A 26,431-nucleotide genomic window follows, 5' to 3' on the forward strand; every position below is an offset into this window, starting at 1 on the left:
GCAAGAGGCTTAACGTCGCGTTTCGCTTGACCCGAGTGCGGGCGGGCGAAGACCTCAGCCGGTGCGCGCGGGCGTGTTGACGCCCATGCTCTGCAGATAGCGCTTCACGTTGCGCGCGGCCTGGCGCAGGCGCTGCTCGTTCTCGACCATCGCGATGCGCACGAACCCCTCGCCGTTCTCGCCATAGCCGACACCGGGCGCGACCGCGACCTTGGCGTGGCTGAGCAACTGCTTGGAGAATTCGAGGCTGCCGAGATGCTGGAGCGCGGGCGGCAGCGGCGCCCAGGCGAACATGCTGGCAGCCGGGCTCGGGATGTCCCAGCCGGCGCGCGCGAAGCTCTCGACCAGCACGTCGCGACGCTTGTGGTACAGCACGCGGTTGGCCTCGACGATATCCTGCGGGCCGTTGAGCGCGGCGCACGCCGCCGCCTGGATCGGCGTGAACGCGCCGTAATCGAGGTACGACTTCACCCGCGTCATCGCCGCGATCAGCGTCTTGTTACCGACTGCGAAACCGATCCGCCAGCCCGCCATCGAATAGGTCTTCGAAAGCGAGGTAAATTCGATCGCGACGTCCTTCGCGCCCTTGACCTGAAGGATCGAGACGGTCGGCTTGCCGTCGTAATAGAGTTCCGAATAGGCGAGATCGGAGATGATCCAGACGCGGTTCTCCTTCGCCCACGCCACCAGCCGCTCGTAGAAGGCGAGGTCGACCGTCTCGGCGGTCGGGTTCGACGGATAGTTGACGACCAGGATCGACGGGCGCGGCACGGTGAACGCCATCGCGCGCTCCAGCGCCTCGAAATAGTGTTCGTCGGGCGTGGTCGGCACCGCGCGGATCGTCGCGCCGGCGATGATGAAGCCGAACGTGTGGATCGGGTAGGACGGATTGGGCGCGAGCACGACGTCGCCCGGCGCGGTGATCGCGGTGGCGAGGCTGGCGAGCCCCTCCTTCGACCCCATCGTCACCACGACCTCGCTCTCGGGATCGACCTCGACCCCGAAGCGGCGGCCGTAATAGTTCGCCTGCGCGCGCCTGAGCCCGGGAATGCCCTTCGACTGCGAATAGCCGTGCGCGTCGGGCTTGCTCGCCACTTCGCACAATTTGGCGATGACGTGCGGCGGCGGCGGCAGATCGGGATTGCCCATGCCGAGATCGATGATGTCCTCGCCGCCCGCGCGCGCTTCCGCTCGCATCGCGTTCACTTCCGCGATGACATAGGGCGGCAGGCGCTTCATGCGGTAGAATTCGTCGGACACGGCTCTTTCCCAAAGGGTTCGCAAAGGTGCGAGCGGGCGCATATAGAACCCGAATTGCCGCGGGCGAAAGCAAAACCCGCACCGGTAGATGGCGAGAGGAGTGTGCGCGTGAGCGATACCGACACCAGGAGCAAAGCCACCGCGCCGGCGATGCCGAGCCTGGAAGACATGCAGCAATGGACATTGGTGTTCGGCCGCATGCAGCAGCTCCTCCTCGAAAACGGCTTTGCCGCGATGCAGCCGAAGGAGGCTGCCGCCGTGCCGCCGATCCCCGGCATCGGTGATGCCGGCACGATCGCACGCGCGACCGACTTCTGGCGTGACAGCCTGACCTTGTGGCAGCATCTGCTCGACCCCGGCGCCGCACGCCCGGCCGAACGCCCCGAACACGCCGCCGACCGGCGGTTCCGCGATCCGCGCTGGCATGAGAATCCGGTGTTCGACTGGATCCGCCAGAGCTACCTGCTGATATCGGACCACCTGCTGCGCGCGGTCGATTCGCTCGAGGGGGTCGAGGGCAAGCAGAAGGATCAGCTCCGCTTCGCCACCCGCGCCTTCATCGATGCGATGAGCCCGACCAACTTTCCCGCCACCAACCCGCAGGTGCTGGAGAAGACGATCGAGACGCGCGGCGAAAATCTGGTGAAGGGCTTGCAGAACATGCTCGCCGATCTGTCCAAGGGGCAGATGACGCAGGTCGCGCCCGACGCGTTCGAGGTCGGCCGCAACCTTGCGACCACCCCCGGCAAAGTGGTCCACCGCACCCCGCTCTACGAACTGATCCAATATGCGCCTGCCACGCCGAGCGTCTTGAAGACGCCGGTGGTGATCTTCCCGCCGTGGATCAACCGCTTCTACATCCTCGATCTCACGCCTGAAAAGAGCTTCGTGCGCTGGGCGGTCGAGCAGGGCATCACCGTGTTCATGGTCTCGTGGAAGTCGGCTGACGCGAGCATGAAAGATGTCATTTGGGACGATTACGTCGCGGCGCAGATCGACGCGATCGATGTGGCGCGCGCCGCGCTCGGCGTGCGCCACGTCCATGCGATCGGCTATTGCGTGGCGGGCACCACGCTCGCCGCGACGCTGGCGGTGCTGGCGGCGCGCGGACAGGCCGATACGGTGGCGAGCGCGACCTTCTTCACCGCGCAGGTCGATTTCGCGAATGCAGGCGAACTGCTCCACTTCGTCGACGATACGCAATTGGCGATGTTCAAGGAACTGACGCCCGACGGCTATCTCGACGGGCGCTACATGGCCGCGACCTTCAACCTGCTGCGCGGGCGCGACCTGATCTGGAACTACGTCACCAACAACTACCTACTCGGCAACGATTACGCGCCGTTCGATCTGCTTCACTGGAACAGCGACACCACCAACCTGCCCGCCAAATGGCACATGAGCTACCTGACCGACCTGTACCGCGACAACCGGCTGGCGACGGGCGGCGCGCTGAGCGTGGACGGCACACCGATCGACCTCGCGTTGGTGAAGACGCCCGCCTACGTCCAGGCCGGGCGCGAGGACCATATCGCGCCGGCCGAAAGCGTGTGGAAACTGACCCATCATCTCGGCGGACCGATGCGATTCGTGCTCGCCGGATCGGGGCATATCGCCGGGGTGGTCAACCCGCCGGCGGCGGGCAAATATCAATTTTGGACCACCACGGAACCAAAGGACACTTTGGATGATTTCATCGCCGCAGCGCATGAGACCAAGGGCAGTTGGTGGCCCGACTGGCTCGCGTGGCTGCGCGAGATCGACCCGGCAACAGTCCGCGCCACCGGCGCGCGCAGGCCGGGCGCGGGCAAGCTCAAGGCGCTCGACGACGCGCCGGGGCGCTACGTCCGCGAGCGGTGAGAGGATGCCTGAGAGGCGTCGGGGGGATGGCTGATCGCCGCAGCATGACACCTATGTTGCAGTGCAACAAAGGTGTTGCGGCATGAAGATCTTTCCTATATATTGCGGCGCAGCAATCGTTAGGAGAAGGCATCATGGCAAGCGATGGTCCCAAGCCCACGCGCGGTAAGTTTCCGGCCAAGGCCGCTCTCCCCGGCATGCCCGGTGGCGAAGCACTTCCCGTTGCGGTGAAGCGCGCCGTCAAGGCGAAGGCACCCTCGGCGCCGAATGAGCCGCTGTCCCCCGCGATCCAGCCGCATGTCGCATCCGACGCGATCGTGCCGACGCTTCCGCCGGTCGATATCGCCGTCCCGGATATCACCTTGCCCAAGCCCGAGCCCAAGCCGGCGGCCGCACCCGTGGTGACGCCCGAGCCGGTCGCCGCCGTAGCTGAAGCCGTCATCGAACCCGCCATTACCCCCGCCCCGGCCGTTTCCCCCGTGGCGACCATCCAAGAGGAAAAGACCATGGAAGCCACGATGCAGGACGCCACCACCAAGACCCAGGCCTATTTCGGCGACGTTAACGATCGCGCCAAGCAGGCGATGGAAAAGAGCGCCAGGATGTTCGAGGACATGAACGAGTTCGGCAAGGGCAACGTCGAGGCGCTGGTCGAATCGAGCAAGATCGCGGCCAAGGGCTTCGAGACGCTCGGCCAGGAAGCCGCCGAGTACACGCGCAAGCAGTTCGAGGGCGCGACCGCGATGATGAAGAGCTTCGCGTCGGTGAAGTCGCCGACCGAGCTGTTCAAGATGCAGAGCGACTATGTCCGTCAGTCGTTCGACTCGATGGTCGCGGTTTCGTCGAAGAACACCGAAGCGCTGCTCAAGCTCGCCGGTGAGATCGCGCAGCCGCTGTCGAACCGCGTCGCGCTCGCCGCCGAAAAGGCGAAGATCGCCGCCTGATTTCGCGATCACGCGGACAGAAAAGGGCCGTCCCGCCGGGGCGGCCCTTTTTGTATGCACGAGCGGCAGCCAAACGGCGGAAAAACCGAGCGGAACGCCGACAGGCCCTTGCCCTTGCCCGCGGCAATGCCATATTTTCGTCTCGCCATGATCGATACACCCAGGAAAACGACGATGGCCGAGCATACCGACGGCGAAGACGACGGCACCGGCCTCGGCATCGCGACGCGGACACGCTCGCGCACCAAGCAACCGACACCTTACCGGGTGCTGCTGCTCAACGACGATTACACGCCGATGGAGTTCGTCGTGCTCGTGCTGCAACGCTTCTTCCGCATGGACATGGAGGCGGCGACGCGCGTGATGCTCCACGTCCACCAGAAGGGCGTCGGCGTGTGCGGCATCTTCAGCTACGAGGTCGCCGAGACCAAGGTCGCGCAAGTCACCGAGTTCGCACGGCAAAACCAGCATCCGCTGCAATGCATGCTGGAGAAGGCGTGACGGCGCGAGAACAGTGCGCGGCCGGGTAGAGCCGAGGCTCTAGTTTCGCGCTCCCGCTTGCATCGCACCCGATCCCCGGCGAAGGCCGGGTCCAGGTACGGAGCATCGGCAAAAGAGTGCAGCGCTTCGTCGCCTGCGCACCCCAGCGCGATGCCGCAGCCGCCCTTCGACGTCGCTCACGACGAGGCTCATAACGATCTTCGGGTATCGCAGCGCTACCGCACGGGAGTCCCGCAACTGGACCCCGGTCTTCACCGGGGATCAGTAAGGCCGACCAAGCCTTTACGCAGATGCCGCACACATGCGGCGATCGCACCGTCAGCGCGAGGGCGGCAACCAGCTCAGGTCGAGCTTCGCATAGCGATCGACGAAATTCGCCGAGCGCGCCAGCGCGCGTTCGTTGAGGAAATGAACCTTCCCCGCCTCGCGCGCGATCAGCCCTTCTTCCTCCAACTGGCGCAGCATGCGGTTGACGTGGACCGCGGTCAGCCCGGTCGCGTCGCCGATCTCCTCCTGCGTGAGACCCAGCACGAAGCTGTCGCCGATGCTCTTGTCGAGCATGCGCATGCGGTTGCGCATCTCGATCAGGATCGCGGCGACGCGCGCCTTGGCCGAGGTGCGGCCGAGCGCGGCGAGGCGGTCGGTCAGCGCGACCCGCTCGATCTGGTTATAGACCAGCACCAGCGCGGCGAGGCGCGGATGTTCAACCAGCAGCGCGTTCAGCGCCGCCCGCTCGAACGGCGCGACCGTGCAATCCGACAGCGCGGTGATCGTCTCGGGCGCATCGTTGTAGATCAGGCTGGACACGGCGAGCAGGTCGCCCGCGAAATGGATGCGCAGGATCTGCCGGCTGCCGTCGTCGAGCAGCACCGAACTCATCATCAGCCCTTTGCGCAACACGAACAGCTCGGCGGCCCGGTCGTTCTCACGCTGGAGCGTGGCGCCGCGGCGCAGGTGCCGCTCCCGTTCCTCGAGCCTTTCAAGCGCGCGGTGTTCGGTTTCGGTCAGCACTACCATGTCGCCCAGACGTTCGGCGAAGCAACTCCCTGACACTCGGTACAATCCCCCTTGGCGGGGCCATCCAAAGCAGCGCAGCGAAATCAGTGCATTAAAGTCGATCAAGCGCACCATATACCGCACGCATTCGGTGCCATTATCGCGTGCTGCTTGCGCGCGCGGGACGACACGATATGAGCTTGGGCATGGATCGCATCATCATTCGCGGCGGCAAGCGCCTCTCGGGCCGCCTCCCCATCTCCGGCGCCAAGAACGCCGCGCTCACGCTCATGCCGTGCGCGTTGCTCACCGAGGAACCGCTGACGCTGCGCAACCTGCCGCGGCTGGCGGACGTCGACAGCTTCGGCCACCTGCTCAACCAGCTCGGCGCATCGACCCAGATCGAGGGCGCGCGCCCCGAAGATTTCGGTCGCGTGATGACGATCCGCGCGGGCAAGCTGACCTCAACCGAAGCGCCCTACGACATCGTGCGGAAGATGCGCGCGTCAATCCTCGTGCTCGGCCCGCTGGTCGGCCGCGCGGGCGAGGCGACGGTGTCGCTGCCGGGCGGCTGCGCGATCGGCAACCGCCCGATCGACCTCCACCTCAAGGCGCTCGAAGCGCTCGGCGCGGAGATCGAGCTGGCCGCCGGCTACGTGAAGGCGACAGCGCCGGGCGGGCGGCTGGCGGGCGGCGATTACGTGTTCCCGGTCGTCTCTGTCGGCGCGACCGAGAATGCGGTGATGGCGGCGTCGCTGGCGCGCGGGGTTTCGCGGATCGGCAATGCCGCGCGCGAGCCCGAGATCGTCGATCTGTGCAACTGCCTCGTCGCGATGGGCGCGAAGATCAGCGGCATCGGCACCGAGACGCTGGAGATCACCGGGGTCGAGCGGCTCCACGGTGCGACCTATGCGGTGATGCCCGACCGGATCGAGGCGGGCAGCTATGCCTGCGCGGCGGCGATCACCGGCGGCTCGCTCGATCTGGTCGGCGTGGTGGCGGAGGATATGCGCGCGACGATCAGCGCTTTGGTCTCGGCCGGGGTCACGGTCGAGGAGCGCGGCAACGTGCTCCATGTGTCCGCGCCCGAGCGACTCCAGCCGCTGACGCTCTCGACCGCGCCTTTCCCCGGCTTCGCGACCGACATGCAGGCGCAGTTCATGGCGATGCTGACGCTGGCCGACGGCGCGAGCGTGCTGACCGAGACGATCTTCGAGAACCGCTACATGCATGTGCCCGAGCTGGCGCGGATGGGGGCGGATATCCACGTCTCCGGGCGCACGGCGGTGGTGCGCGGCGTGTCGAAGCTGGTCGGCGCGCCGGTGATGGCGACCGATCTGCGCGCCTCGATGAGCCTGATCCTCGCGGGGCTGGCGGCGGAGGGCGAGACGCAGGTCGCGCGCGTGTACCACCTCGATCGCGGCTACGAACGACTCGAGGAAAAGCTGAGCGCGGTCGGCGCCGATATCGAGCGGGCCAGCGACGGCTGAGGCCATTGGCGTCGCCCCGGCGCAGGCCGAGGCCGCTATGTTAGTTGACGCGCCGGGTTGCCCAACAAAGCGGCCCCGGCCTTCGCCGGGGCGACGGACCTATGCCGACCGATATCGAGATCAGCCGTGCGGTGAAGCTGCGCCCGATCGGCGACGTGGCCGCCGATCTCGGGCTCTCACCTGACGCCTTCGAGCCGTACGGTCGCGACAAGGCCAAGATCGACCCCGCCGCGATTCCCCCACGCGCACCGGGCAAGCTGATCCTCGTTACCGCGATCAACCCCACGCCTGCGGGCGAGGGCAAGACCACCACCTCGGTCGGGCTGGCCGACGCGCTCAACCGCACCGGGCGCAAGACGGTGCTGGCGCTGCGCGAACCGTCGCTCGGGCCGTGCTTCGGCACCAAGGGCGGCGCGACCGGCGGCGGGCATGCGCAGGTCGCGCCGATGGTCGACATCAACCTGCATTTCACCGGCGATTTCCACGCGATCACTTCGGCGCACAATCTGCTCGCCGCGATGATCGACAACCACATCTACTGGGGCAATGCGCTCGATATCGACGTGCGGCGGGTGACGTGGAAGCGCGTGCTCGACATGAACGACCGGGCGTTGCGTGAGGTAACGCAGTCGCTCGGCGGGGTGGCGAACGGCTTTCCGCGCACATCGGGGTTCGACATTACCGTCGCGTCGGAGGTGATGGCGGTGCTGTGCCTCGCCGAGGACGCCGCCGATCTGGAGGCGCGACTCGGCCGCATCATCGTCGCCGAGACGCGCGGCCAAAGAACAGAGGGGCGCCGCCCGGTAACGGCGCGCGACCTCAAGGCGGACGGTGCGATGGCGGTGCTGCTGGCACAGGCGATCAAGCCCAACCTGGTGCAGACTTTGGAGGGCAACCCGGCGCTGCTCCACGGCGGCCCGTTCGCCAATATCGCGCATGGCTGCAACTCGGTGATCGCGACGCGCGCGGCGTTGGCGCTCGGCGACTATGCCGTCACCGAGGCGGGGTTCGGCGCGGATCTGGGTGCGGAGAAGTTCTTCGACATCAAGTGCCGGCAGGCGGGACTCGCCCCCGATGCCGCCGTAATCGTCGCGACGGTGCGCGCGCTGAAGATGAACGGGGGCGTCGCCAAGGCCGATCTCGCGCGCGAGGACGTGGCGGCGGTGCAGCGCGGCGGGGCCAACCTCGCGCGGCATATCGAGAACGTGCGCCAGTTCGGGGTGCCGGTGGTGGTGGCAATCAACCATTTCGCCACCGACAGCCCCGCCGAGATCGACGCGATCCGCGCGATCGCCACCGCGCATGGCGCGCAAGCCGTGCTGTGCCGCCACTGGGCGGAAGGCGGCGCGGGCGCGGTCGATCTTGCCGAGGCGGTAGTGGCACGGATCGAACGCGGCGATGCGGACTTCCGCCCGCTCTATGCCGACGATTTGCCGCTGCTCGACAAGATGCGCACGGTCGCGACCCGGCTGTACCGCGCCGACGACGTGGCCGCTTCGCCCGCGGTGACGGCGCAGCTCGCGCGCTGGGAGGCGGCTGGGTTCGGGCATCTGCCGGTGTGCATGGCCAAGACGCAGTACAGTTTCTCCGCCGATCCGACCCTGCTCGGCGCGCCGACCGGCCATGTCGTGCCGATTCGCGAGGTCCGGCTGGCGGCGGGCGCGGGCTTCGTGGTGGCGGTATGCGGTGATCTGATGACGATGCCGGGCCTGCCGCGCGTGCCGGCGGCGGAGGCGATCCGGTTCGGGGAGGACGGCGAGATCGAGGGGCTGTTTTAGGCTTCTCGCAGCGGATTAGCCGAAGCTAATCCGCGCCCCGGCGGGAAGCCCGGCCGGCCTCGCGCCAGCGAGGACCGACGGCGTGGCTTCGCCACGCCGCATCTCATGCCCTTGCCAAACGTCACCCCAGCGCAAGCTGGGGTCTCGCGGCGAGATCACACGCCCTATCCACGAGAGACCCCAGCTTGCGCTGGGGTGACGGCGGGTACTTACTTCAACGCCGCGCACGCCTCCTGGATGCGCTCGCACGCCTTGATCAGCAATTCGTCGCTGGTCGCATAGCTGATCCGCATCGCGGGCGAGAGGCCGAATGCCGCGCCCTGCACCGCAGCGACCTTGGCGTCGTCGAGCAGATAGCCGACGAAATCCTCATCCGTGGCGATGCGCTTGCCGCCCGGCGTGGTCTTGCCGATCAGCGCGGAGAACTCCGGGTACACGTAGAACGCACCCTCCGGGTTCGGGCAGGTCACCCCCTCGGCCTGGTTGAGCATCCCCACCACCAGATCGCGGCGGCGCTGGAACAGCGCGGCATTGTCCTTGAGGAAGCCCTGATCGCCGTTGAGCGCCGCAACGCTCGCCGCCTGCGCGATCGAGCAGGGGTTGCTGGTCGATTGCGATTGGAGCTTGGACATCGCCTTGATGAGCCACGGCGCGCCACCCGCGAAGCCGATCCGCCAGCCGGTCATCGCATAGGCCTTCGAACAGCCGTTCGCGGTCAGCGTGCGCTCGTACAGCGACGGGCAGACCTGCGCGATGGTGGTGAACTTGAAATCGTCGAACAGGATATGCTCGTACATATCGTCGGCGAAGATCCACACATGCGGGTAGTTCTCCAGCACCTGCCCGAGCGCCTTCAGCTCGGCCTCGCTATAGGCCGCACCCGTCGGGTTCGAAGGCGAATTGAGGATCACCCACTTGGTCTTCGGCGTGATCGCCGCGTCGAGCTGCGCGGGCGTGATCTTGTAGTTCTGGTCCGCGCCTGCGGCCACGAACACCGGCGTGCCGCCCGCGAACAGCACGACATCGGGGTAACTCACCCAATAGGGCGCGGGGATCACCACCTCGTCGCCCGCGTCGAGCGTCGCGACCATCGCGTTGAACAAGGTGTGCTTGCCGCCCGCGTTCACCGTGATCTGGTCGCGGGTGTAGGCGAGCGTGTTGTCGCGCAGGAACTTGCCGACGATCGCGTCCTTCAGCTCGGGCGTACCGTCGACGTTGGTGTATTTGGTCTGCCCGTCGCGGATCGCCTTGATGCCGGCTTCCTTGATGAATTCGGGCGTGTCGAAATCGGGTTCGCCGGCACCCAGACCGATCACGTCGACGCCGGCGCGCTTCAGTTCCTGCACGCGCGAGGTGATCGCGAGCGTGGGCGAGGGCTTGATGCGGGCGAGCGCGGCGGATGGGTGCATGGATGAGACGCCTCTGTTGGGACAAGCGGCGCGGCTATAGACTGGCGTTCGCGCCTTTCGCAACCGCAAGAACCGCCGGAATCAGCCCACGCACCGCATTGCCGACGAAGAAGCCGCCGGCAAGGTCGTCGGCGGTGAGCCTGCCCTCGACCGCGCGCCCTTCCGCGATCAGCGTGGCGCGCAGCACGCCGGGCAGCAATCCGGCGAGCGGCGGGGTGACGAGCAGCCCGCCGCGTTCCACGAACAGCGAGGTGAAGCTGCCCTCGCTCAGCGCGCCGTCGGGGCATTCGAACACCACTTCGAACGTGCCCGCAGCGGCACGCGCGGCGTCGTAGAAGCCGCGATCGGTGGTCTTGTGGCGCAGGCGGAAGTCGTCGGACGCGACCGGCAGCGGCACGATCGCGACCGGCACCGGGCTATCGGGCGTGAGCGGCGCGGGCGACACCTCGATCGCGACCGCGCCGCTGCGCGCGAGCAGCAGGCGGATGCGGCGACGGTCGCGCAGCCGGAAGGTCGCGGCCTGGAGTTCGTTGCGGGCGGCGTGGCGATCGAACGCGAAGCCGAACGCGGCGGCGCTCGCCTTCATCCGCGCAAGGTGGCGTTCGAGCTGCGCGACACCGGCGACCGGATCGAACGCCATCGTCTCGATCAGGTCGAAGCCGGGGCCGGGCGTGGCGAGGAAAGCGGCCTTGGTCTGCGTCTCCGCCCATTCGTCGGTCGCTCGCGAATCGGCGACGATGCCGCCGCCGACCCCGAACCGTGCGCTCTCCGCCCCGTGCGCGAGCGTCAGCGTGCGGATCGCAACGTTGAACGCGGCATCGCCGTTCGCGTCGATCCGGCCGATCGCGCCGGTATAGACGCCCCGCCCCGCCTCCTCGATCTCCGCGATCACTTCGCGGGCGCGCAGCTTGGGCGCGCCGGTGATCGAGCCGCACGGGAACAGCGCCGCCAGCACGTCGAGCGCATCGCGTTCCGGGGCGAGATCGGCGGTGACGGTCGACACCATCTGGTGGACGGTCGGATAGCGCTCGACCGCGAACGGATCGCGCACCGCGACGCTGCCGGCCACGGCAACGCGGGCGAGATCGTTGCGCATCAGATCGACGATCATCAGATTTTCCGCGCGTTGTTTGGGATCGGCGGCAAGCGCGTGCGCGAGCGCATCGTCCTCCGCCGCTGTCCCGCCGCGCCGCGCGGTGCCCTTCATCGGCTTGCAGACCAGCGCGCCGTCCGCCAGCGTGAAGAACAGCTCGGGCGAGAGCGACAGCAACCAGCGTGCGCCGTCATGCACCAGCGCGCCGAACCCGGCGCGGGCGCGGGCGCGCAACTGTGCATAGAGCGCGCCGGGATCGCCCTGCACCGGCACCGCTGCCTGATAGGTGAGGTTGGCCTGATAGATGTCCCCCGCGACGATCAGCTCGCGCACCGCATCGAAGCGCACGCGATAGGCGGCGAAGTCGATCGCGGGCTCGGCCGCGCCGATCCACGCCCCGGCAGGATCGGGCAGCAGCGCGGGCACGTCCGCGCCGGCGATCATCTCGTAGCGGTCGAACAGCCCGAACCACAGCAGCGGCACGCCGGGCTCGGGCGCGAATCCCGCCCCCGGCTCGAAGGCCGCCGCCGCCTCATAGCCTATGTAGCCGGCGGCATGGAGCCCCGCGCGCTGGCCGGCGCGGATCGCCTCAAGCGCCGGCCATACCTCCGCCAGGTCATGCGCCACCACCACCCGCACCGGATCGCGGTACAGCCGCGCCCCGGCTCCCACGGCGGCGGTGGCGTCGTCGAGCAGGACGAAAGGGGTGTCGCGCGGCAGCATCTTCGGCGAACAGATGCAGCGGTTATGCCCTCAGGAGCAAGCCCCAGCCTTGCCCGCCCTACGCGCCGGTTCTATCCACGTCGGCATGGCCAATCCTCCCCTGCGCGCCGCGATCGTGCCCGTCACGCCGCTCCAGCAGAATTGCACCCTGTTCTGGTGCACCGAAACGATGCGCGGCGCGTTCGTCGATCCCGGCGGCGACCTGCCCAAGCTGCGCACGGCGGCAGCGCAGCATGGTGTGATGGTGGAAAAGATCCTCCTCACCCACGGCCATATCGACCATTGCGGATCGGCCGGGCCCTTTGCCGAGGAACTCGGCGTGCCAATCGAAGGTCCGCACGAGGCCGACCGGTTCTGGATCGCCCGGCTGGCGGACGACGGGCGCAGCTACGGCGTGCCCGGCACCCCGTTCGAGCCCGACCGCTGGCTGGTCGACGGCGATAGGGTGACGGTGGGGAACCTCACGCTCGACGTCTATCACTGCCCCGGGCACACGCCGGGGCATGTCGTGTTCCACCACCCGGCGTCGAAGCTGGCGATCGTCGGCGACGTGCTGTTCGCCGGCTCGATCGGGCGGACCGACTTCCCGCTGGGCAACCATCAGGATCTGCTCGACTCGGTCGTCACCAAACTCTGGCCGCTCGGCGACGACACCGCGTTCATCCCCGGCCACAACCAGATGAGCACCTTTGCGCAGGAACGCGCGACCAACCCGTTCGTCAGCGATCGCGCGCTGGCGGCGTAACACCATTCCAACCCACGTTCGTGCCGAGTAGGGATCGAGTAGCCGAAGGCGTATCGAGAGCCCGTATCGAGGTAAGGTTCCGCACGCGACCTGCCCCCTCGATACGCCGCTTCGATACGCCCTGTGGGCTACTCGGCGGCTACTCGGGACGAACGGAGCTCAGCGTAGCCGCACCACCGTCTCGCCAGCCGGTCGCACGCCGCCGAGGAACGGCAGCGCGACCGCATAAGCCGACAGGCCGAGCAGCACCGCCAGCGTCACGTAGGTGCCCGCCGCGCGCCCCGCCGGCATGCCATCCATGCCGAGCCCGTGCGCGATCCGGCCGAGCAGGAACGCCGCGCTCACGCCCCACAACCATGCCGGGCTGCCGACGTTGAACTCGATCAACGCGATCAGCAGCAGCACGAACGGCGCATATTCGACGAAATTGGCGTGCGCGCGCATCCGCCGGATCAGCGCTTCGTTGCCGCCGTCGCCCAGCTCGACGCGAGTCGACAGCCGCGTGAGACCGGTGCGCGCCGCGAGCCAGAAGTTGATGATGCCCGCCCCGCCGGCGGCGGCGAGCGTGATCGGCAGCAGGACAGGCGTCACTTTCATTCCTTTCGCGAGAGGCCGCGCGCTGTGCCACCGCACCGCAAGGCTTGCAACGGCAGGCGAAATCGCTATAGGCGCGGTGCTTCGCGATGCGTTCGGCCGCTGGTGCCTTGCTGCGGCCGACTTCCATCGTCGGTCGCGCGTGGCTATTGGGTCCGGGCAAGTCGCCCCGAATCGAACACGCAACAAGCACAAGGTTTCGCCGAAATGGCCGTCCCCAAAAGAAAAACTACGCCGTCCAAGCGCGGCATGCGCCGGGCCCACGATGCACTGAGCATCGATTCGTTTCAGGAATGCCCGAACTGCGGCGAGCTGAAGCGCCCGCACAACCTCTGCAATGCATGCGGCCATTATAACGGCCGCGAGATCGTCTCGGTCGAAGGCTGATCTCTACGGAACAGGGGGGTCCAGTGACGAACGGCTCCCGGATCGCCGTGGATGCGATGGGTGGCGACGAAGGGCTGGCGGTCATGCTCGCCGGCGTCGCCCGCGCGCGCCGTCAGTTCGAGGGTCTGCGCTTCATCCTCGTCGGGGATGAAGCGGCGATCACCGAAGGGCTGAAGAAGCACCCGAACCTGACCGCGCATTCGGAGATCGTCCACGCCCCCGAGGTGGTGGGCTCCTCCGAAAAGCCGAGCCAGGCGATTCGTCGCGCCAAGACGACGTCGATGGGTGTCGCCATCGATCTGGTGAAGCAGGGCCGCGCCGCCGCTGCCGTCTCGTCGGGCAACACCGGCGCGCTGATGGCGATGGCGAAGCTTTCGCTGCGCACCATGCCCGGCATCGACCGGCCCGCACTCGCCGCGATGATGCCCTCGCTCGGCGAGAACGATGTCGTCGTGCTCGATCTCGGCGCCAATACCGAGTGCGATGCGCGTAATCTCGTCCAGTTCGCGGTGATGGGCGCCGCCTATGCGCGCACCACGCTCGAGCTGGAAAGCCCCCGCGTCGCGCTGCTCAACATCGGCAGCGAGGACCAGAAGGGCACCGACGAGATTCGCGATGCCGCGCAGACGCTGCGACTCGCCACGCATCTGCCGATGACCTTCACCGGCTTCATTGAGGGCGACCGGCTGTCGCGTGGCGAAGTCGACGTGATCGTGTGCGACGGCTTCTCAGGCAACATCGCGCTGAAGACCGCCGAGGGCACCGCGCGCTTCGTCGCCGACCTGCTGCGCCGCGCCTTCACCAGTTCGACCCGTTCGAAGATCGGCTTCCTGATCTCCAAGCCGGCGACCGACCTGCTGCGCCACCATCTCGACCCGAACAATCACAATGGCGCGGTCTTCCTCGGGCTCAACGGGCTCGTGCTCAAAAGCCACGGCAGCGCCAACGAAGTCGGCGTGGCAACCGCGATCGGCGTCGCCGCCAAGATGGTGCGCGACGATCTCACGCGCCGCATCGCCGAGGATCTCGGCAATTTCGAAGCAAAGGCAGCCTGACCGGCCGCCCGAAGGGACTAGCCATGATTCGCGCCGTCATCACCGGAACCGGCTCCGCGCTGCCTGCGCGCCGGGTGTCGAACGCGCAGCTTGCCGAAACCGTCGACACCACCGACGAATGGATCGTCGAGCGAACCGGCATCCGCTTCCGCCACATCGCCGCACCCGAGGAGACCACCGCGACGCTGGGCGCGGACGCCGCACGCGCCGCGCTTGCCGCTGCCGGCGTGGAGGCGCAGGACATCGACCTGATCGTGCTGGCCACCGCCACGCCCGACCAGACCTTTCCGTCGAGCGCGACCAAGGTGCAGGCGATGCTCGGCATCGACGATTGCGTGGCGTTCGACGTCGCTGCGGTCTGCTCGGGCTTCCTCTACGCGGTGCAGGTGGCGGACAGCATGATCCGCGCCGGCTCGGCACGACGCGCGCTGGTGATCGGTTCGGAGACGTTCAGCCGCATCCTCGACTGGGAGGACCGCGCGACCTGCGTGCTGTTCGGCGATGGCGCCGGCGCGATCGTGCTGGAAGCGCAGGAAAGCGTGGGCGCGGCGGACGATCGCGGTGTGCTGGCGGTGCGGCTGCATGCCGACGGGCGGCACAACGGGCTGCTCTATGTCGACGGCGGCCCCTCGACCACGGGCACGGTCGGCAAGCTGCGCATGAAGGGCCGGGAGGTGTTCCGCCACGCAGTCGTCAACCTCGCGACCGTGCTGACCGAGACGATGGCGGTGGCGGGACTCGAAGCATCCGCGATCGATTGGCTGGTGCCGCATCAGGCCAATGCGCGTATCCTCGAAGCGACCGCGAAGAAGCTCAGCCTGTCGCCCGACAAGGTGGTGGTGACCGTCGACCAGCACGCGAACACCTCCGCCGCCTCGGTGCCGCTCGCGCTCGACACGGCGGTGCGCGACGGGCGGATCACGCGCGGCGACCTCCTCGTGCTCGAGGCGATGGGCGGTGGCTTCACATGGGGCGCGGCGGTGGTCCGTTTCTGACGCAATTCCTGACCCCGCAGGAAGCCGATTTTGGGGCGCTTTCCCCAAAAACGTCGTTATCGTTGAGTAACTAAGCCCTTCCGGCTGCTTTCGCGGCGTGGTACGCACACCGCCACCTTTGGGGAAGGGGGAGGACCAACGCGTGTCTACGGGTACACTGACGCGAGCCGATCTATCGGAAGCGCTCCATCATCAGGTCGGGCTTTCGCGCGCCGATTCGTCGAGGCTGGTCGAACAGATTCTCGAACATATGTGCTGCGCGCTGGCGAAAGGCGAGAACGTCAAGATCTCGGGCTTTGGCACCTTCGTGCTGCGCGACAAGGGCGAGCGGGTGGGGCGTAACCCCAAGACCGGGGTCGAGGTGCCGATCGCGCCGCGCCGCGTGCTCACCTTCCGCGCCAGCCAGATGATGCGCGATAAAATCGTGAGCGCCGGCTGATGACGGCCCCCGACACGCCGGAACAGGCGGCGGGCGAGAGGATGGCGGGCGACAAGGCGGCGGGCGCCTATCGGACGATCGGCGAACTCTCGCGCGAGACCGGGCTTCCGCAGCACATCCTGCGCTATTGGGAGACGCGCTTCCCCCAGCTTCGGCCGCTGCAACGCGCGGGCAAGCGGCGCTATTACCGTCCGGAGGACGTCGCGCTGGTGCAGCGGATCAACCGCCTGCTCGGGCAAGAGGGCTATACCATCCGCGGCGTGCAGAAACTGCTCGCCGACGAGCGCAAGCGCGCGCCGGCCAGCGCCGTGACGATCGGCGCCGTGCGCGCGGTGCGCGAGTCGCTGGCCGACGCGCTGGCGAGCGATGCGGCGGCGCGCCCGCGCAAACAGGCATCGGCGCTCTAAACGGCGGGTCGCCCCAAACTAGGTAGTTTGCCGATTCGTTAACCACCGGAATCGAGTCAAGAGAACGAATCGGGTATCAGAATTTCAGCTTCCGACGCCCCCAAGCATTTCGGGAGATTTCGGGCCGGAGGGTTCGCCGCCCTCCGGTCCTTGGCGACAGAAGTCTGGTTCCGGCCGCGCCTGATCACCGCAGCCGAGCCAGACTTCACCGCTCGCGCGTCGCGGCGAACTTCACCTTCGAATAGCGATCGGCGATATAGCCGACTTCCCACGCCGATTTGGCGAGGAACACCGGATTGCCGTCGCGGTCCTTCGCCATTGCGCTGCGGTTGAGATCGGCGAACGCCTTGAGATCGGTCGGATCCTCGGCCGACACCCAGCGCGCGGTTTCGAACGGTGCCATCTCCAGCCCCGCCGCAACCTTATATTCGGCATCGAGCCGCGACAGCAGCACTTCGAGCTGCAACTGCCCGACCACGCCGATGATCCAGTTCGAACCGATCTCGGGATAGAAGACCTGCGTCACCCCCTCCTCGGCCATGTCGTCGAGCGCCTTGCGCAACTGCTTGGTCTTGGTCGGATCTTTCAGCGCAACGCGGCGCAGGATTTCCGGCGCGAAATTGGGCAGCCCGGTGAAGCGCACGTCGGCCCGCTCGCTGAGCGTATCGCCCACCCGCAAGGTGCCGTGGTTGGGGATGCCGATGATATCGCCCGGATACGCCTCGTCGGCCAGTTCGCGCTGCTGCGCGAAGAACAGGATCGGCGAGTGGATCGCGATCGGCTTGCCGTGGCCGCTGGGGGTGAGCTTCATGCCGCGTTTGAACGTGCCCGAACACAGCCGCATGAAGGCGATGCGGTCGCGGTGGTTGGGGTCCATGTTGGCCTGCACCTTGAACACGAAGCCGGTCACCTCGTCGCGCGACGGGTCGACCGCCGCCGGCTCGGCCGGCTGCGCGCGCGGCGGCGGCGCGAAGGCGGCAAGCGCCTCGATCAGCGAATCGACCCCGAACTCCTTCAGCGCCGAGCCGAAATAGACCGGCGTCATGTCGCCGCCGCGATACGCGTCGGCGTCGAACGCGGGGTAGCCGACTTGCGCCAGCTCGACATCCTCGCGCAGCTTGGCAAGGTTGGTGGCCGACACGATCGCGTCGAGCTGCGGATCGTCGAGCCCGGTCGTCTGGATCACCTTGCCCTGGAACTCGCGGCTCGGCCCCTCGGGCAGCAGCAGGCGGTTGGTGGCGAGATCGAAGATGCCCTCGAAATCGCTGCCCATGCCGACCGGCCACGTCATCGGCGTCACCTCGAGCTGGAGCAGCTCGGCGACTTCATCGAGGATCGCGAACACCTCGCGGCCCTCGCGATCGACCTTGTTGACGAAGGTGATGATCGGCACGTTGCGAAGCCGGCACACTTCGAACAGCTTGCGCGTCTGGCTCTCGATACCCTTGGCGACGTCGATCACCATCACCGCCGAATCGACCGCGGTGAGCGTGCGATAGGTATCCTCCGAGAAATCCTCGTGGCCCGGCGTGTCGAGCAGGTTGAAGGTCGTGCCCTCGCGCTCGAACGTCATCACCGAGGAGGTGACGGAGATGCCGCGCTGCTGCTCGATCTTCATCCAGTCCGACCTGGCACGGCGGGCGGCGCCGCGCGCCTTGACCTCGCCGGCCAGGTGGATCGCGCCGCCGAACAGCAGCAGTTTTTCGGTGAGCGTGGTCTTGCCGGCGTCAGGGTGCGAGATGATCGCGAAGGTGCGGCGGTCGGAGATGTGATTCATCGCGCCTCCCTATCGGTCCGCACTCCTTTCGTCACCCCAGCGCAGGCTGGAGTCCCCCTGTGGCGCGCGCGACGCCAGCCCCGGAAAGACCCCAGCGTGCGCTGGAGTGACGTTGATGAGGGGAGCGGCGATCTCTCCCGCCGCGCCGGCGCAGGCCGGTGCCGCCGCGTACCTTGGTGAGCCGCCCGCACCACACATAGCGGCCCCGGCCTGCGCCGGGGCGACGATTATGGCGTCAGCGTGATTTCGAGGCGACAACCCCACTCCCCGCCCGGCGCGACTTCGAACACGCCGGGCTTGGTGCGGAAATCACCCGTAAAGCCCTGGCGGTCGGCGATGCCGTGCCAGGGTTCGATGCAGATGAACGCGGCCCCGCCGGGCTTGGTCCAGATGCCGAGCTTCTCGGTGTCGGGGAAGGCGATGTCGAGCTGCGGCCCGGTCTGCGCGCCGTAGCGCACGCTGCGCGAGGCGAGGCCGTTCCAGATCAGCGCGTCTTCGTCGAACAGCGCATCGGCAAGGTGCAGCACGCGCCCGTCGAGCGGCGAGGCGCGCTCGCCCGGCGCGACGAGGCCGTCCTGAAGTTCGACCAGCGTGCCCGGCTCGTCGTTCGCGAACACGATGCGATGGTCTTCGCGCGGCAAGCCATAGGGCAGCGGCCAGGCGAAGCCGGGGTGGAAGCCGAAACTCGCCGGCATCGGCGCATCGCCGCGATTGGCGACGGTGATCGTCGCGGTGAGCGTCGCGCCCTCGATCGCGTACGCCGCGTCGAGCGCGAAGGCGAACGGATATACCGCGCGCGTGTCCGCATCGTCCTCCAGCCGGAAGCGGGCGTGGCTCGCGCCGTGATCGACCAGCGCGAAAGCGTTGCGGCGCGCGAAGCCGTGCTGCTTCATCGGATATTCCGCGCCGTCGAGCCGCAGCACGTCGTCGTTCAACCGGCCGACGATCGGGAACAGCAACGGCGCGTGGCCGGTCCAGAATTTCGGATCGGCATCGGTCATCAGCTCGCGGCCGTCGCCGTCGCGCAAATGCGTCAGTTCCGCACCGAAGGGGTTGATCGCCGCCGACAGACCCGCGCCCGCAATCTCGATCAATTCCGCCATGGTCACCCTTTCGCTCGCGAGCGACCTGCCTAACCCAAGCGCGCGAGCGGGTCGAGCGGGCTAGCGCGCGGGCGCAGCGTCGCCTGCCGCCGGGCGGCGGGTGGCCGCTGCCAGCACCGGGCGTGGCGGCGGAGCCGGGCGACGACCGGCCATCGCCATGCTGAGCTTCGCCGCACCCGCCGGCGTCATCGCGGCGAGGATCGCGGCGGTCGAGCGGTCCTTCATCTTCTTGGCGACCATCACCTGCACATCGAGATCGAGCTGCTCGAACACCGCCGCCGCCTTGGCGGGCTTCATCGCGCCGTAGATCGTCGCGAGCGAAGCCATCTCGCTCGGCGCGGGCGGGGTCGCCGCCGTCTGCGGTTGCGGGACGGCGGCGGCCGTCTCCTGCTGCTGCTTGGCCTTGAGCGTCGCCTGAATGCGGTTCTCGGTCGCCTTGACCATCTGTTCGCGCAGTTGCAGCGCGCGCGATTGCTGCGCGGCGGCGGCGTTGCGCTGCTGGATATCCTGCGCGATCGACGCGCCCAGGCGGCTGACCGGCTGCGCCGCGGCCCCCGCCTCGGGCGAGGCGGCGGCGTCCATGCCGTTGGCGACGGCGGCGACCGCAGCCGCGCCGGCGGTGAGCATGAGGAGAAGCGGGCGGCGCGCCATTATGCCGCCTCCGCCGTGTCGGAGGTCTGGCCGACCTGGCGCGACAGCACGGCGCGCAACGCGGCGAGGCTGGCGGCGATGTCTTCCTTGTCCATCGGCTTGGTCGCGCGCGGCAGCGGCGTGCGGCGGATCGGCGCAGGTTCGGGGAGCGATTCGGCTTCGGGCTCGACCTCGACCTCGGCCATCTCCGGCTCGGGCGCGCGCGCGACCGGGCGCGGTGCTTCGAAGCTGGCGACCGGCTCGGCCACGGGCCGGCTCGAATCACACAGCCGCTCGGCCATCGAATTCGCGATCTCGATCAGCATCTTCAGTTCGTCGCGGATCTCGCGGCCTTCGAGCACCAGCTTGATGCTGCCGGCGATATCACCCTCCAGCGTGTGCTTGAGGTTGGACAGCACCATGCGCGCCTGCGCGGTCGATTCGTCGAGCGCGGTGACGACCGCATCCATGTTGCTGGCCTGCACCGCCTTGAGGCTGCGCATCATCCGCGCGCTCTGCACCAATACGGCAAGGCACAGGATCGTCGTCACGATATTGGCGAACAGGGAAAAGCTCATTTCTTCTTCCTCGGTGCGATGCCGGTGAGCAGGCTGACGGCGATGTTGTTGCGGCGCTGGCCGACCTGCCCCAGCGCGAGGCCGACGCCGCCGCACTGGATCTCCAGCGGCTGGTCGGGCATCGCGTCGAGTGCGATGGTCTGGCCGACTTCGAAGTTGCGCACCGCGTCGAGCCGCAGGGTGCGCTCGCCGAGCACGACCTCCAGCGTGATGTCGCTGCGGCGCAGTTCCTGATCCATGTGGCTCTGCCAGATGTTCTCGCGGCCGACCTGCTCGCCCATGAAGCGCTGGATCAGTTTCGCGCGCACCGGTTCGAGCGTGGCGTAGGGGAACAGCAGTTGGAACTTGCCGCCGCGCCCGTCGATATCGACGCGGAAGGTCGCCACCGCCGCGACGTTGCTCGGCCGTGCGATCGCGGCGAAGCGCGGGTTGGTCTCGATCCGCTCGAGCGTCGGGTCGATCGGGGCGATCGGCTCGAACGCGGTGGCGAATTCGTCGAGCGCGAGGTTCATCATGCGCGTGACGAGATTGGTCTCGATCGTGGTGAAGTCGCGCCCGTCGATCATCAGCGTCGGCGATCCGCGCCGTCCGCCGAGCAGCGCATCGACGGTCGCGTAGATCAGCCCCGAATCGACCGTCAGCAGGCCATAGTTCTGCCAGGCGTCGACGCGCACGACCGCGACCATCGCCGGCATCGGCAACCGCTCCATGAAGTCGCCGAAGCGCACCGAGGCGATGCCTTCGAGGCTGACGTCGATCGCGTCGGAGGTGAGGTTGCGCAGACTCGACGAGAACGAGCGCACCATCTTCTCGCACACGACTTCGAGCATCGGCAGCCGTTCGTGGCTGATGATGCGCGATTCGATGACCGCGCGGAGCCCGGCGCGACGCTCCGGCTCGACCGGAACGTCGCCGAACAGCGCGTCGATGCCCGCCTGATCGAACCGTTCGAGTTCGGCGGGCGCCTCGGGCATGTCGAAATCGGCGGCGTCGCTCATTGCTGGACGAGATCCTGGATCAGCACGTCCTCGACCTTGCCCTGCCCCATCACGTCGCCGGCGCGGGTGAGCAGTTCCTCCTTGATGCGGAACACGGCGGCGGCGCCGGCGAGATCCTCGGGACGAAGCTCGCGCAGGAACGGCTGATAGGCGTCGATGATGGCGGGCAGCTTGCCCTTCACCGCGTCACCCGCCGCCGCCGTCTTGGGCACCAGCATGAAGTGGATCTTGAGGTAGCGCGGGTCGCCGCCGGCGGTGCGCAGGTTAACGATCATCGCGGGCACGTCGACCAGCGCGGTTTCGGCGCCCTCGCCGCCTTCGCCGTGCGCGGACGGGGGGGCCTCGGCAGGCGCGGCTTCGGCCTCATGGCTGTTGGCCGAAGCGGTGCCGAGCATGAAATATGCCCCGCCCCCGCCGCCGCCGAGCAGCACCGCTGCCGCCGCCGCGATGATGATGAGCTTCTTCTTGCCGCCCTTCTTGGGCGCCTCCGCCGGGGCGCCGTCTTCGCCCTCGGGGGCGGCAACTTTCTCGGTCTTGGACATCGCTGGGTGGCCCTTCGTTCGATCCGAATTTTCGAGGGTCAGCGACGCCGACGCTCGTTTCTCGTCTATTATAGGATGGAGGTCGGCAAATTTTTCCGGCCTCGAACTTTCGGTAAAAATATCGGGAACGCTCTAGCGATGGACATTTCCAGCTACGTGCTGCTCAGCCAGGAACAGGCGCTCAAGCGGCGGCTCGACGTGGTGTCGAACAACATGGCCAACAGCAGCACGGTGGGGTTCCGCCGCGAGCAGCCGGTGTTCCACGAACAGGTCGAGAATACGCGCGAGGCGAGCGTGAACGATGCCAAGCCGGTGTCGTTCGTGCTCGATTACCGCCCGGTCCACGACACCACGTCGGGCGCGTTCGAACAGACCGGCAACCCGCTCGACGCGGCGATCGAGGGGCCGGGCTATTTCGCGGTGCAGGCCGCCGACGGCAGCACCGCCTATACGCGCGCGGGCTTCGTCAAGGTGTCGGACAGCGGCGATCTCGTCACCACCGGCGGGCAGAAGCTGCTCGACGAGAACGGCTCCCCCATCAACGTGCCGTCCGATCAGGTCGGCGAACTGGCGATGGGCGCGGACGGCACGATCTCGACCAAGACCGGCGAGATCGGCCGGCTGGCGGTGACGGTGTTCGACGAGGCAGGCGTCACCCCGCGCGGCGACGGGCTGATGGCGGCGCAGAACGGCCGCGTGCTGCCGGCCAGCGAAACCAAGCTGCGCACCGGCGGCGTCGAACAGTCCAACGTCTCGCCGATCGCGGAGACGACCGCGATGATCGACATCCTCAGATCCTACCAGAACAGCATCCGCATGTCCGAGAGCATGAGCGACCTGCGCAAGACCGCGATCGGCCGGCTCAGCCGGATCAGCTGACCCACTTCAAGGAGAAGACCCCATGCGTTCCCTTTCGATCGCCGCGACCGGCATGCTCGCGCAGCAGACCAACGTCGACGTGATCTCGAACAACATCGCCAACATGAGCACCACCGGCTTCAAGCGCCAGCGCGCGGAGTTTCAGGATCTGCTCTACGAACAGGTGCAGCGGCCCGGTTCGGCGACCGGCGGCACTGACGCGAAATCGCCCGCCGGCATCCAGATCGGCTCGGGCGTGCGCACCGGCGGCGTGTACCGCGTCGCGCAGCAGGGCGCGATGAACCAGACCGACAATCGCTACGATCTCGCGATTCAGGGCCACGGCTTCCTCCAGGTGACGCTCCCCTCGGGCGAGACCGCCTATACCCGCGACGGTACGCTTCAGGTGTCCGATCAGGGCGAGCTGGTGACGACCGACGGCCTGCCCGTTCAGCCCGGCATCACCATCCCGCAGGGGACGGTGGACGTGACGATCTCCAAGACCGGCGAAGTGCAGGTCAAGACCGCCGGCAACGCGCAGATGCAGACGGTCGGCCAGCTCGAACTCGCCACCTTCGTCAACGAGGCGGGGCTGGAAGCGACCGGCGACAACCGCTTCCTCGAAACCAGCGCCTCGGGTCAGCCCACCGTCGCCGCACCGGGCGAGCCGGGCTTCGGTACGGTGATGCAGGGCTTCGTCGAGGCATCGAACGTCAATCCGGTGAGCGAGATCACCGCGCTCATTACCGCGCAGCGCGCCTATGAGATGAACAGCCGCGTGGTGAAGACCGCCGACGAGATGCTCGCCACCACGAGCCAGCTCCGGTGAGCGCCACCCGCTTCCTCGCAGCCATCGCGCTGCTCGCCACGCCTGCGGTCGCGCAGGTCGCGCCGCAGACTGCCGAGGTCGATGTGCTCGCCCGGCCGGTGGGGCGCGGCGAGGCCTTCTCGGCCGCCGATTTCGAGCGCGGTGCGGTTCCGGTCGGCCAGGCGCGCGGTGCTCTCCGCGCAAGCGATGCGGTCGGTCGTGAGGCGACGCGCGCTTTGCCCGCCGGGATGGCGGTGCGCCTGAGCGATACGCTGCCGGTGCAACTGGTACGGCGCGGCGAGCCGGTGTCGATCCTCGTGCGCAGCGGCGCTCTCACCATCACCGCACCGGGCCGCGCGCTGTCGGGCGGCGGCATGGGCGATGCGGTGCGCGTGTTCAGCAACGCCACCGGCCGCACGCTCGACACGGTGGTGTCCGGGTCGGGCAAGGTTTCCTTCGCGGCGTCGTGAGCGCTGCGATCACAAGGGGTTATGGACAGATGAACAAGCAGATTGCACTTCTCCTGATCCCGGCGCTCGCGCTGGGCGGATGCGGCTCCGTCGGCCGGATCAAGCAGATCGGCAAGGCGCCCAAGATGAGCGATATGGCGCCGGTCGCCGCCCCCGAGGTCGAGGCATCGGTCGGCGCGCGCACCGAAGTCGCCACCGCCGAGGGGCGCAACCCGCAGGCCGCGCCGGTCAACAGCCCATCGCTGTTTCGCGTCGGCGCGGGCGCGCTGTTCCAGGATCAGCGCGCGACGCGGGTCGGCGATATCCTGACGATCAAGGTCAACATCTCCGACAAGGCCAATGTCGGCAACACCACAACGCGCACCCGCGACGGTTCGGAAAACTCCGGCGTCGGCGCGCTGCTCGGCCTCGAAAAGATCGCCAAGCGCGTGGCGGGCGTCGATCCAACGACGCTGGTCAGCAGCACTACCAAATCGAGTTCGGCGGGCGCGGGCACGGTCAACCGCAGCGAGGTCGTCAACATGACGATCGCAGCGGTGGTGACGTCGGTGCTGCCCAACGGCAACCTCGTCATCCGTGGCCGACAGGAGACGCGCGTCAATTACGAACTGCGCGAGCTGCTCGTCTCCGGGATCGTGCGCCCGCAGGACATCGCCCGCGACAACAGCATCCAGCACACCCAGATCGCCGAGGCGCGGATCAGCTACGGCGGGCGCGGCCAGCTTACCGACGCGCAACAGGCGCGCTGGGGCCAGCAGCTGATGGACGTGCTGCTGCCGTTCTAACGCCGGCCTATCCAAATCCGTCATCCCAGCGCAAGCTGGGATCTCCTGGAGAAGCGTGCCGAGCCTCCCGACGAGACCCCAGCTTGCGCTGGGGTGACGATTGACGCCGACCTACGGCCCGCGCTCCTTCGAGCGCGGGCCGTTCGCGTTGGCGCTGACCCGCAATCCCGTAAGCCATTCCTTAACCACAAATAATCGTCACGCGATTTCGCCCATCCCATAATCTTTCCCACAATGGAAAGGTGAGGCGATCGCCTCGCCGGGGCAGCAGAAGCCACCCCGTCTCTTCCAGAAGGAAATACCTATGACCCTCTCGGTCAACACCAACCTCGGCGCGATGGCCGCTCTTCAGAACCTGAATTCCACGCAGAAGGATCTGACCACGACCCAGAACCGGATCAACACCGGTCTGAACGTGTCGTCGACCAAGGACGATTCGGCCAAGTACACGGTCGCACAGACGCTTCGCGGCGATCTGGGCAGCCTGTCGGCGGTCAGCTCGTCGTTGAGCACGGCGAAGAGCACCACCGACGTCGCAATCGCCGGCGGCGAGCAGGTTTCCGACCTGCTCAACCAGATGAAGGCCAAGGCCATCGAGGCGACGGATGACGGCATTTCCGCCGACAGCCGTACCGCGCTGGGCAAGGACTTCGACGCGCTGAAGGATCAGATCAACACGATCATCAGCTCGTCGACCTTCAACGGCGTCAACCTGCTCGACGGCAGCACCGGCGCAGTGTCGGCGCTTCAGTCGACCGACACGACGGCGGCGACGCTGAGCGTGACGAACCAGGACTTCAAGAGCGACATCACCGGCCTTGGCGCGACCTTCACCGACTCCGCTACGGCGAAGACGGCGGTTGCCAACCTGGAAACCGCTTCGAAGAGCGTCCTGGGCAAGCTGAGCACTTTGGGCTCGGCTTCGCGCAAGATCGACGGCCAGTCGACCTTCGTGAGCAAGCTGTCGGACGCGATCACCGCGGGCGTCGGCAACATCGTGGATGCGGACCTCGCCAAGGAATCGGCGAAGCTGCAGGCGCTTCAGGTCAAGCAGCAGCTTGGCGTGCAGGCCCTGTCGATCGCCAACCAGGCGCCGCAGACCATCACCTCGCTGTTCCGTTAATCGGGCCGGCAAGTGTCGCGGCCCCCGGTATTCGGGGCCGCAACACGGGGGCCGGGCGTTCGTCCGGCCCCCTTTTTCTTGCT

Annotated in this window: 27 protein-coding genes; 16 read left to right on the plus strand and 11 right to left on the minus strand. The window is 67.6% G+C overall.

Annotated elements, in window-relative coordinates; translation table 11 throughout:
* Positions 1–54: 54 nt before the first annotated feature.
* The gene (locus tag AC3ANX_RS18950) at positions 55–1,260 is read right to left on the minus strand and encodes an LL-diaminopimelate aminotransferase (RefSeq protein ID WP_488334775.1); all 1,206 of its coding nucleotides are present in this window, start codon (positions 1,258–1,260) and stop codon (positions 55–57) included.
* 150 nt (positions 1,261–1,410) lie between these two features.
* Here AC3ANX_RS18950 and AC3ANX_RS18955 point away from each other — a divergent pair, with 150 nt between their 5' ends.
* From AC3ANX_RS18955 to clpS, 3 genes are all read left to right on the plus strand, one after another.
* Positions 1,411–3,120, plus strand: a complete 1,710-nt coding sequence (locus AC3ANX_RS18955) for a PHA/PHB synthase family protein (protein ID WP_488337000.1) — start codon at positions 1,411–1,413, stop codon at positions 3,118–3,120.
* 134 nt (positions 3,121–3,254) lie between these two features.
* Entirely contained in the window at positions 3,255–4,064 is an 810-nt protein-coding gene (locus AC3ANX_RS18960) for a phasin family protein (protein ID WP_488334776.1), read from the plus strand.
* Positions 4,065–4,238: 174 nt separating this feature from the next.
* Positions 4,239–4,565, plus strand: a complete 327-nt coding sequence (clpS, locus tag AC3ANX_RS18965) for an ATP-dependent Clp protease adapter ClpS (RefSeq protein ID WP_488334777.1) — start codon at positions 4,239–4,241, stop codon at positions 4,563–4,565.
* A gap of 318 nt (positions 4,566–4,883) precedes the next feature.
* Here the strand turns inward: clpS and AC3ANX_RS18970 are convergent, their stop codons facing one another.
* Entirely contained in the window at positions 4,884–5,582 is a 699-nt protein-coding gene (locus tag AC3ANX_RS18970; RefSeq protein WP_488337001.1) for a Crp/Fnr family transcriptional regulator, read from the minus strand.
* A 185-nt stretch (positions 5,583–5,767) separates the two neighbouring features.
* Here AC3ANX_RS18970 and murA point away from each other — a divergent pair, with 185 nt between their 5' ends.
* Complete coding sequence (murA, locus tag AC3ANX_RS18975; protein ID WP_488334778.1) at positions 5,768–7,051, plus strand: UDP-N-acetylglucosamine 1-carboxyvinyltransferase; 1,284 nt, start codon at positions 5,768–5,770, stop codon at positions 7,049–7,051.
* A 101-nt stretch (positions 7,052–7,152) separates the two neighbouring features.
* Positions 7,153–8,829: a formate--tetrahydrofolate ligase gene (locus AC3ANX_RS18980; protein WP_488334779.1), complete on the plus strand. Its 1,677-nt coding sequence runs from the start codon at positions 7,153–7,155 to the stop codon at positions 8,827–8,829.
* 209 nt (positions 8,830–9,038) lie between these two features.
* On the opposite strand, the gene AC3ANX_RS18985 is transcribed toward AC3ANX_RS18980, so the two are convergent.
* Both AC3ANX_RS18985 and pabB read right to left on the minus strand, forming a co-directional pair.
* Positions 9,039–10,238, minus strand: coding sequence for a pyridoxal phosphate-dependent aminotransferase (locus AC3ANX_RS18985; RefSeq protein ID WP_488334780.1), 1,200 nt, complete (start codon positions 10,236–10,238; stop codon positions 9,039–9,041).
* Between the two features lie 34 nt (positions 10,239–10,272).
* Entirely contained in the window at positions 10,273–12,054 is a 1,782-nt protein-coding gene (gene pabB, locus AC3ANX_RS18990) for an aminodeoxychorismate synthase component I (protein WP_488334781.1), read from the minus strand.
* A gap of 85 nt (positions 12,055–12,139) precedes the next feature.
* Between pabB and AC3ANX_RS18995 the strand changes: the two genes are divergently transcribed.
* Complete coding sequence (locus AC3ANX_RS18995; RefSeq protein ID WP_488334782.1) at positions 12,140–12,799, plus strand: MBL fold metallo-hydrolase; 660 nt, start codon at positions 12,140–12,142, stop codon at positions 12,797–12,799.
* Between the two features lie 159 nt (positions 12,800–12,958).
* Here the strand turns inward: AC3ANX_RS18995 and AC3ANX_RS19000 are convergent, their stop codons facing one another.
* The gene (locus AC3ANX_RS19000) at positions 12,959–13,390 is read right to left on the minus strand and encodes an MAPEG family protein (protein WP_488334783.1); all 432 of its coding nucleotides are present in this window, start codon (positions 13,388–13,390) and stop codon (positions 12,959–12,961) included.
* Positions 13,391–13,600: 210 nt separating this feature from the next.
* Here AC3ANX_RS19000 and rpmF point away from each other — a divergent pair, with 210 nt between their 5' ends.
* From rpmF to AC3ANX_RS19025, 5 genes are all read left to right on the plus strand, one after another.
* Positions 13,601–13,780 (plus strand): 50S ribosomal protein L32, encoded by a 180-nt coding sequence (gene rpmF / locus AC3ANX_RS19005; RefSeq protein WP_488334784.1) that lies wholly within the window; start codon positions 13,601–13,603, stop codon positions 13,778–13,780.
* A gap of 56 nt (positions 13,781–13,836) precedes the next feature.
* Positions 13,837–14,835, plus strand: a complete 999-nt coding sequence (gene plsX / locus AC3ANX_RS19010; protein WP_488337002.1) for a phosphate acyltransferase PlsX — start codon at positions 13,837–13,839, stop codon at positions 14,833–14,835.
* A 23-nt stretch (positions 14,836–14,858) separates the two neighbouring features.
* The gene (locus AC3ANX_RS19015; RefSeq protein ID WP_488334785.1) at positions 14,859–15,830 is read left to right on the plus strand and encodes a beta-ketoacyl-ACP synthase III; all 972 of its coding nucleotides are present in this window, start codon (positions 14,859–14,861) and stop codon (positions 15,828–15,830) included.
* Between the two features lie 157 nt (positions 15,831–15,987).
* Entirely contained in the window at positions 15,988–16,269 is a 282-nt protein-coding gene (locus tag AC3ANX_RS19020; RefSeq protein WP_488337003.1) for an integration host factor subunit alpha, read from the plus strand.
* Entirely contained in the window at positions 16,269–16,676 is a 408-nt protein-coding gene (locus tag AC3ANX_RS19025) for a MerR family transcriptional regulator (protein WP_488334786.1), read from the plus strand. The genes AC3ANX_RS19020 and AC3ANX_RS19025 overlap by 1 nt, the downstream gene beginning before the upstream one ends.
* 205 nt (positions 16,677–16,881) lie before the next feature.
* Here AC3ANX_RS19025 and AC3ANX_RS19030 read toward each other — a convergent pair whose 3' ends face one another.
* The 6 genes from AC3ANX_RS19030 to AC3ANX_RS19055 form a co-directional block, all read right to left on the minus strand.
* A complete protein-coding gene (locus tag AC3ANX_RS19030) occupies positions 16,882–18,453 on the minus strand; it encodes a peptide chain release factor 3 (RefSeq protein WP_488334787.1) in 1,572 nt (523 codons plus the stop codon).
* 227 nt (positions 18,454–18,680) lie between these two features.
* On the minus strand, positions 18,681–19,556 hold the full coding sequence (locus tag AC3ANX_RS19035) for an aldose 1-epimerase family protein (RefSeq protein WP_488334788.1): 876 nt from the start codon (positions 19,554–19,556) through the stop codon (positions 18,681–18,683).
* Between the two features lie 60 nt (positions 19,557–19,616).
* Positions 19,617–20,207 carry a MotE family protein gene (locus AC3ANX_RS19040; protein WP_488334789.1) on the minus strand — a complete coding sequence of 197 codons (591 nt, stop codon included), beginning with the start codon at positions 20,205–20,207 and terminating at the stop codon, positions 19,617–19,619.
* Positions 20,207–20,764 carry a DUF6468 domain-containing protein gene (locus AC3ANX_RS19045; protein ID WP_488334790.1) on the minus strand — a complete coding sequence of 186 codons (558 nt, stop codon included), beginning with the start codon at positions 20,762–20,764 and terminating at the stop codon, positions 20,207–20,209. The genes AC3ANX_RS19040 and AC3ANX_RS19045 overlap by 1 nt, the downstream gene beginning before the upstream one ends.
* On the minus strand, positions 20,761–21,762 hold the full coding sequence (fliM, locus tag AC3ANX_RS19050) for a flagellar motor switch protein FliM (protein WP_488334791.1): 1,002 nt from the start codon (positions 21,760–21,762) through the stop codon (positions 20,761–20,763). Before fliM ends, AC3ANX_RS19045 begins: the two co-directional genes overlap by 4 nt.
* On the minus strand, positions 21,759–22,304 hold the full coding sequence (locus AC3ANX_RS19055) for a flagellar basal body-associated FliL family protein (RefSeq protein ID WP_488334792.1): 546 nt from the start codon (positions 22,302–22,304) through the stop codon (positions 21,759–21,761). Before AC3ANX_RS19055 ends, fliM begins: the two co-directional genes overlap by 4 nt.
* Before the next feature lie 138 nt (positions 22,305–22,442).
* Between AC3ANX_RS19055 and AC3ANX_RS19060 the strand changes: the two genes are divergently transcribed.
* From AC3ANX_RS19060 to AC3ANX_RS19080, 5 genes are all read left to right on the plus strand, one after another.
* Positions 22,443–23,183 carry a flagellar hook-basal body complex protein gene (locus AC3ANX_RS19060; RefSeq protein ID WP_488334793.1) on the plus strand — a complete coding sequence of 247 codons (741 nt, stop codon included), beginning with the start codon at positions 22,443–22,445 and terminating at the stop codon, positions 23,181–23,183.
* Positions 23,184–23,205: 22 nt separating this feature from the next.
* Positions 23,206–23,991 carry a flagellar basal-body rod protein FlgG gene (gene flgG / locus AC3ANX_RS19065; RefSeq protein ID WP_488334794.1) on the plus strand — a complete coding sequence of 262 codons (786 nt, stop codon included), beginning with the start codon at positions 23,206–23,208 and terminating at the stop codon, positions 23,989–23,991.
* Positions 23,988–24,440 carry a flagellar basal body P-ring formation chaperone FlgA gene (gene flgA, locus AC3ANX_RS19070; protein WP_488334795.1) on the plus strand — a complete coding sequence of 151 codons (453 nt, stop codon included), beginning with the start codon at positions 23,988–23,990 and terminating at the stop codon, positions 24,438–24,440. Before flgG ends, flgA begins: the two co-directional genes overlap by 4 nt.
* 29 nt (positions 24,441–24,469) lie before the next feature.
* Complete coding sequence (flgH, locus tag AC3ANX_RS19075; RefSeq protein ID WP_488334796.1) at positions 24,470–25,225, plus strand: flagellar basal body L-ring protein FlgH; 756 nt, start codon at positions 24,470–24,472, stop codon at positions 25,223–25,225.
* A gap of 304 nt (positions 25,226–25,529) precedes the next feature.
* Positions 25,530–26,348 (plus strand): flagellin, encoded by an 819-nt coding sequence (locus tag AC3ANX_RS19080; protein ID WP_488334797.1) that lies wholly within the window; start codon positions 25,530–25,532, stop codon positions 26,346–26,348.
* The last annotated feature ends 83 nt before the right edge of the window (positions 26,349–26,431 follow it).

The sequence above is a fragment of the Sphingomonas sp. BRN-1R genome, assembly GCF_057748035.1.

Excerpts from the sequence above, each read along its gene's own strand:
- flgH (WP_488334796.1), top strand. The coding sequence starts at position 24,470 with ATGAACAAGCAGATTGCACTTCTCCTGATCCCGGCGCTCGCGCTGGGC.
- clpS (WP_488334777.1), top strand. The coding sequence starts at position 4,239 with ATGGCCGAGCATACCGACGGCGAAGACGACGGCACCGGCCTCGGCATC.
- AC3ANX_RS19035 (WP_488334788.1), bottom strand. The coding sequence starts at position 19,556 with ATGGCGGAATTGATCGAGATTGCGGGCGCGGGTCTGTCGGCGGCGATC.
- pabB (WP_488334781.1), bottom strand. The coding sequence starts at position 12,054 with ATGCTGCCGCGCGACACCCCTTTCGTCCTGCTCGACGACGCCACCGCC.
- AC3ANX_RS19025 (WP_488334786.1), top strand. The coding sequence starts at position 16,269 with ATGACGGCCCCCGACACGCCGGAACAGGCGGCGGGCGAGAGGATGGCG.
- AC3ANX_RS19060 (WP_488334793.1), top strand. The coding sequence starts at position 22,443 with ATGGACATTTCCAGCTACGTGCTGCTCAGCCAGGAACAGGCGCTCAAG.
- AC3ANX_RS19015 (WP_488334785.1), top strand. The coding sequence starts at position 14,859 with ATGATTCGCGCCGTCATCACCGGAACCGGCTCCGCGCTGCCTGCGCGC.
- AC3ANX_RS19040 (WP_488334789.1), bottom strand. The coding sequence starts at position 20,207 with ATGGCGCGCCGCCCGCTTCTCCTCATGCTCACCGCCGGCGCGGCTGCG.
- flgG (WP_488334794.1), top strand. The coding sequence starts at position 23,206 with ATGCGTTCCCTTTCGATCGCCGCGACCGGCATGCTCGCGCAGCAGACC.
- AC3ANX_RS19080 (WP_488334797.1), top strand. The coding sequence starts at position 25,530 with ATGACCCTCTCGGTCAACACCAACCTCGGCGCGATGGCCGCTCTTCAG.
- fliM (WP_488334791.1), bottom strand. The coding sequence starts at position 21,762 with ATGAGCGACGCCGCCGATTTCGACATGCCCGAGGCGCCCGCCGAACTC.
- murA (WP_488334778.1), top strand. The coding sequence starts at position 5,768 with ATGGATCGCATCATCATTCGCGGCGGCAAGCGCCTCTCGGGCCGCCTC.
- AC3ANX_RS19030 (WP_488334787.1), bottom strand. The coding sequence starts at position 18,453 with ATGAATCACATCTCCGACCGCCGCACCTTCGCGATCATCTCGCACCCT.
- rpmF (WP_488334784.1), top strand. The coding sequence starts at position 13,601 with ATGGCCGTCCCCAAAAGAAAAACTACGCCGTCCAAGCGCGGCATGCGC.
- AC3ANX_RS18960 (WP_488334776.1), top strand. The coding sequence starts at position 3,255 with ATGGCAAGCGATGGTCCCAAGCCCACGCGCGGTAAGTTTCCGGCCAAG.
- AC3ANX_RS18970 (WP_488337001.1), bottom strand. The coding sequence starts at position 5,582 with ATGGTAGTGCTGACCGAAACCGAACACCGCGCGCTTGAAAGGCTCGAG.
- AC3ANX_RS18980 (WP_488334779.1), top strand. The coding sequence starts at position 7,153 with ATGCCGACCGATATCGAGATCAGCCGTGCGGTGAAGCTGCGCCCGATC.
- AC3ANX_RS18995 (WP_488334782.1), top strand. The coding sequence starts at position 12,140 with ATGGCCAATCCTCCCCTGCGCGCCGCGATCGTGCCCGTCACGCCGCTC.
- plsX (WP_488337002.1), top strand. The coding sequence starts at position 13,837 with ATGGGTGGCGACGAAGGGCTGGCGGTCATGCTCGCCGGCGTCGCCCGC.
- AC3ANX_RS18955 (WP_488337000.1), top strand. The coding sequence starts at position 1,411 with ATGCCGAGCCTGGAAGACATGCAGCAATGGACATTGGTGTTCGGCCGC.
- AC3ANX_RS19045 (WP_488334790.1), bottom strand. The coding sequence starts at position 20,764 with ATGAGCTTTTCCCTGTTCGCCAATATCGTGACGACGATCCTGTGCCTT.
- AC3ANX_RS19055 (WP_488334792.1), bottom strand. The coding sequence starts at position 22,304 with ATGTCCAAGACCGAGAAAGTTGCCGCCCCCGAGGGCGAAGACGGCGCC.
- AC3ANX_RS18985 (WP_488334780.1), bottom strand. The coding sequence starts at position 10,238 with ATGCACCCATCCGCCGCGCTCGCCCGCATCAAGCCCTCGCCCACGCTC.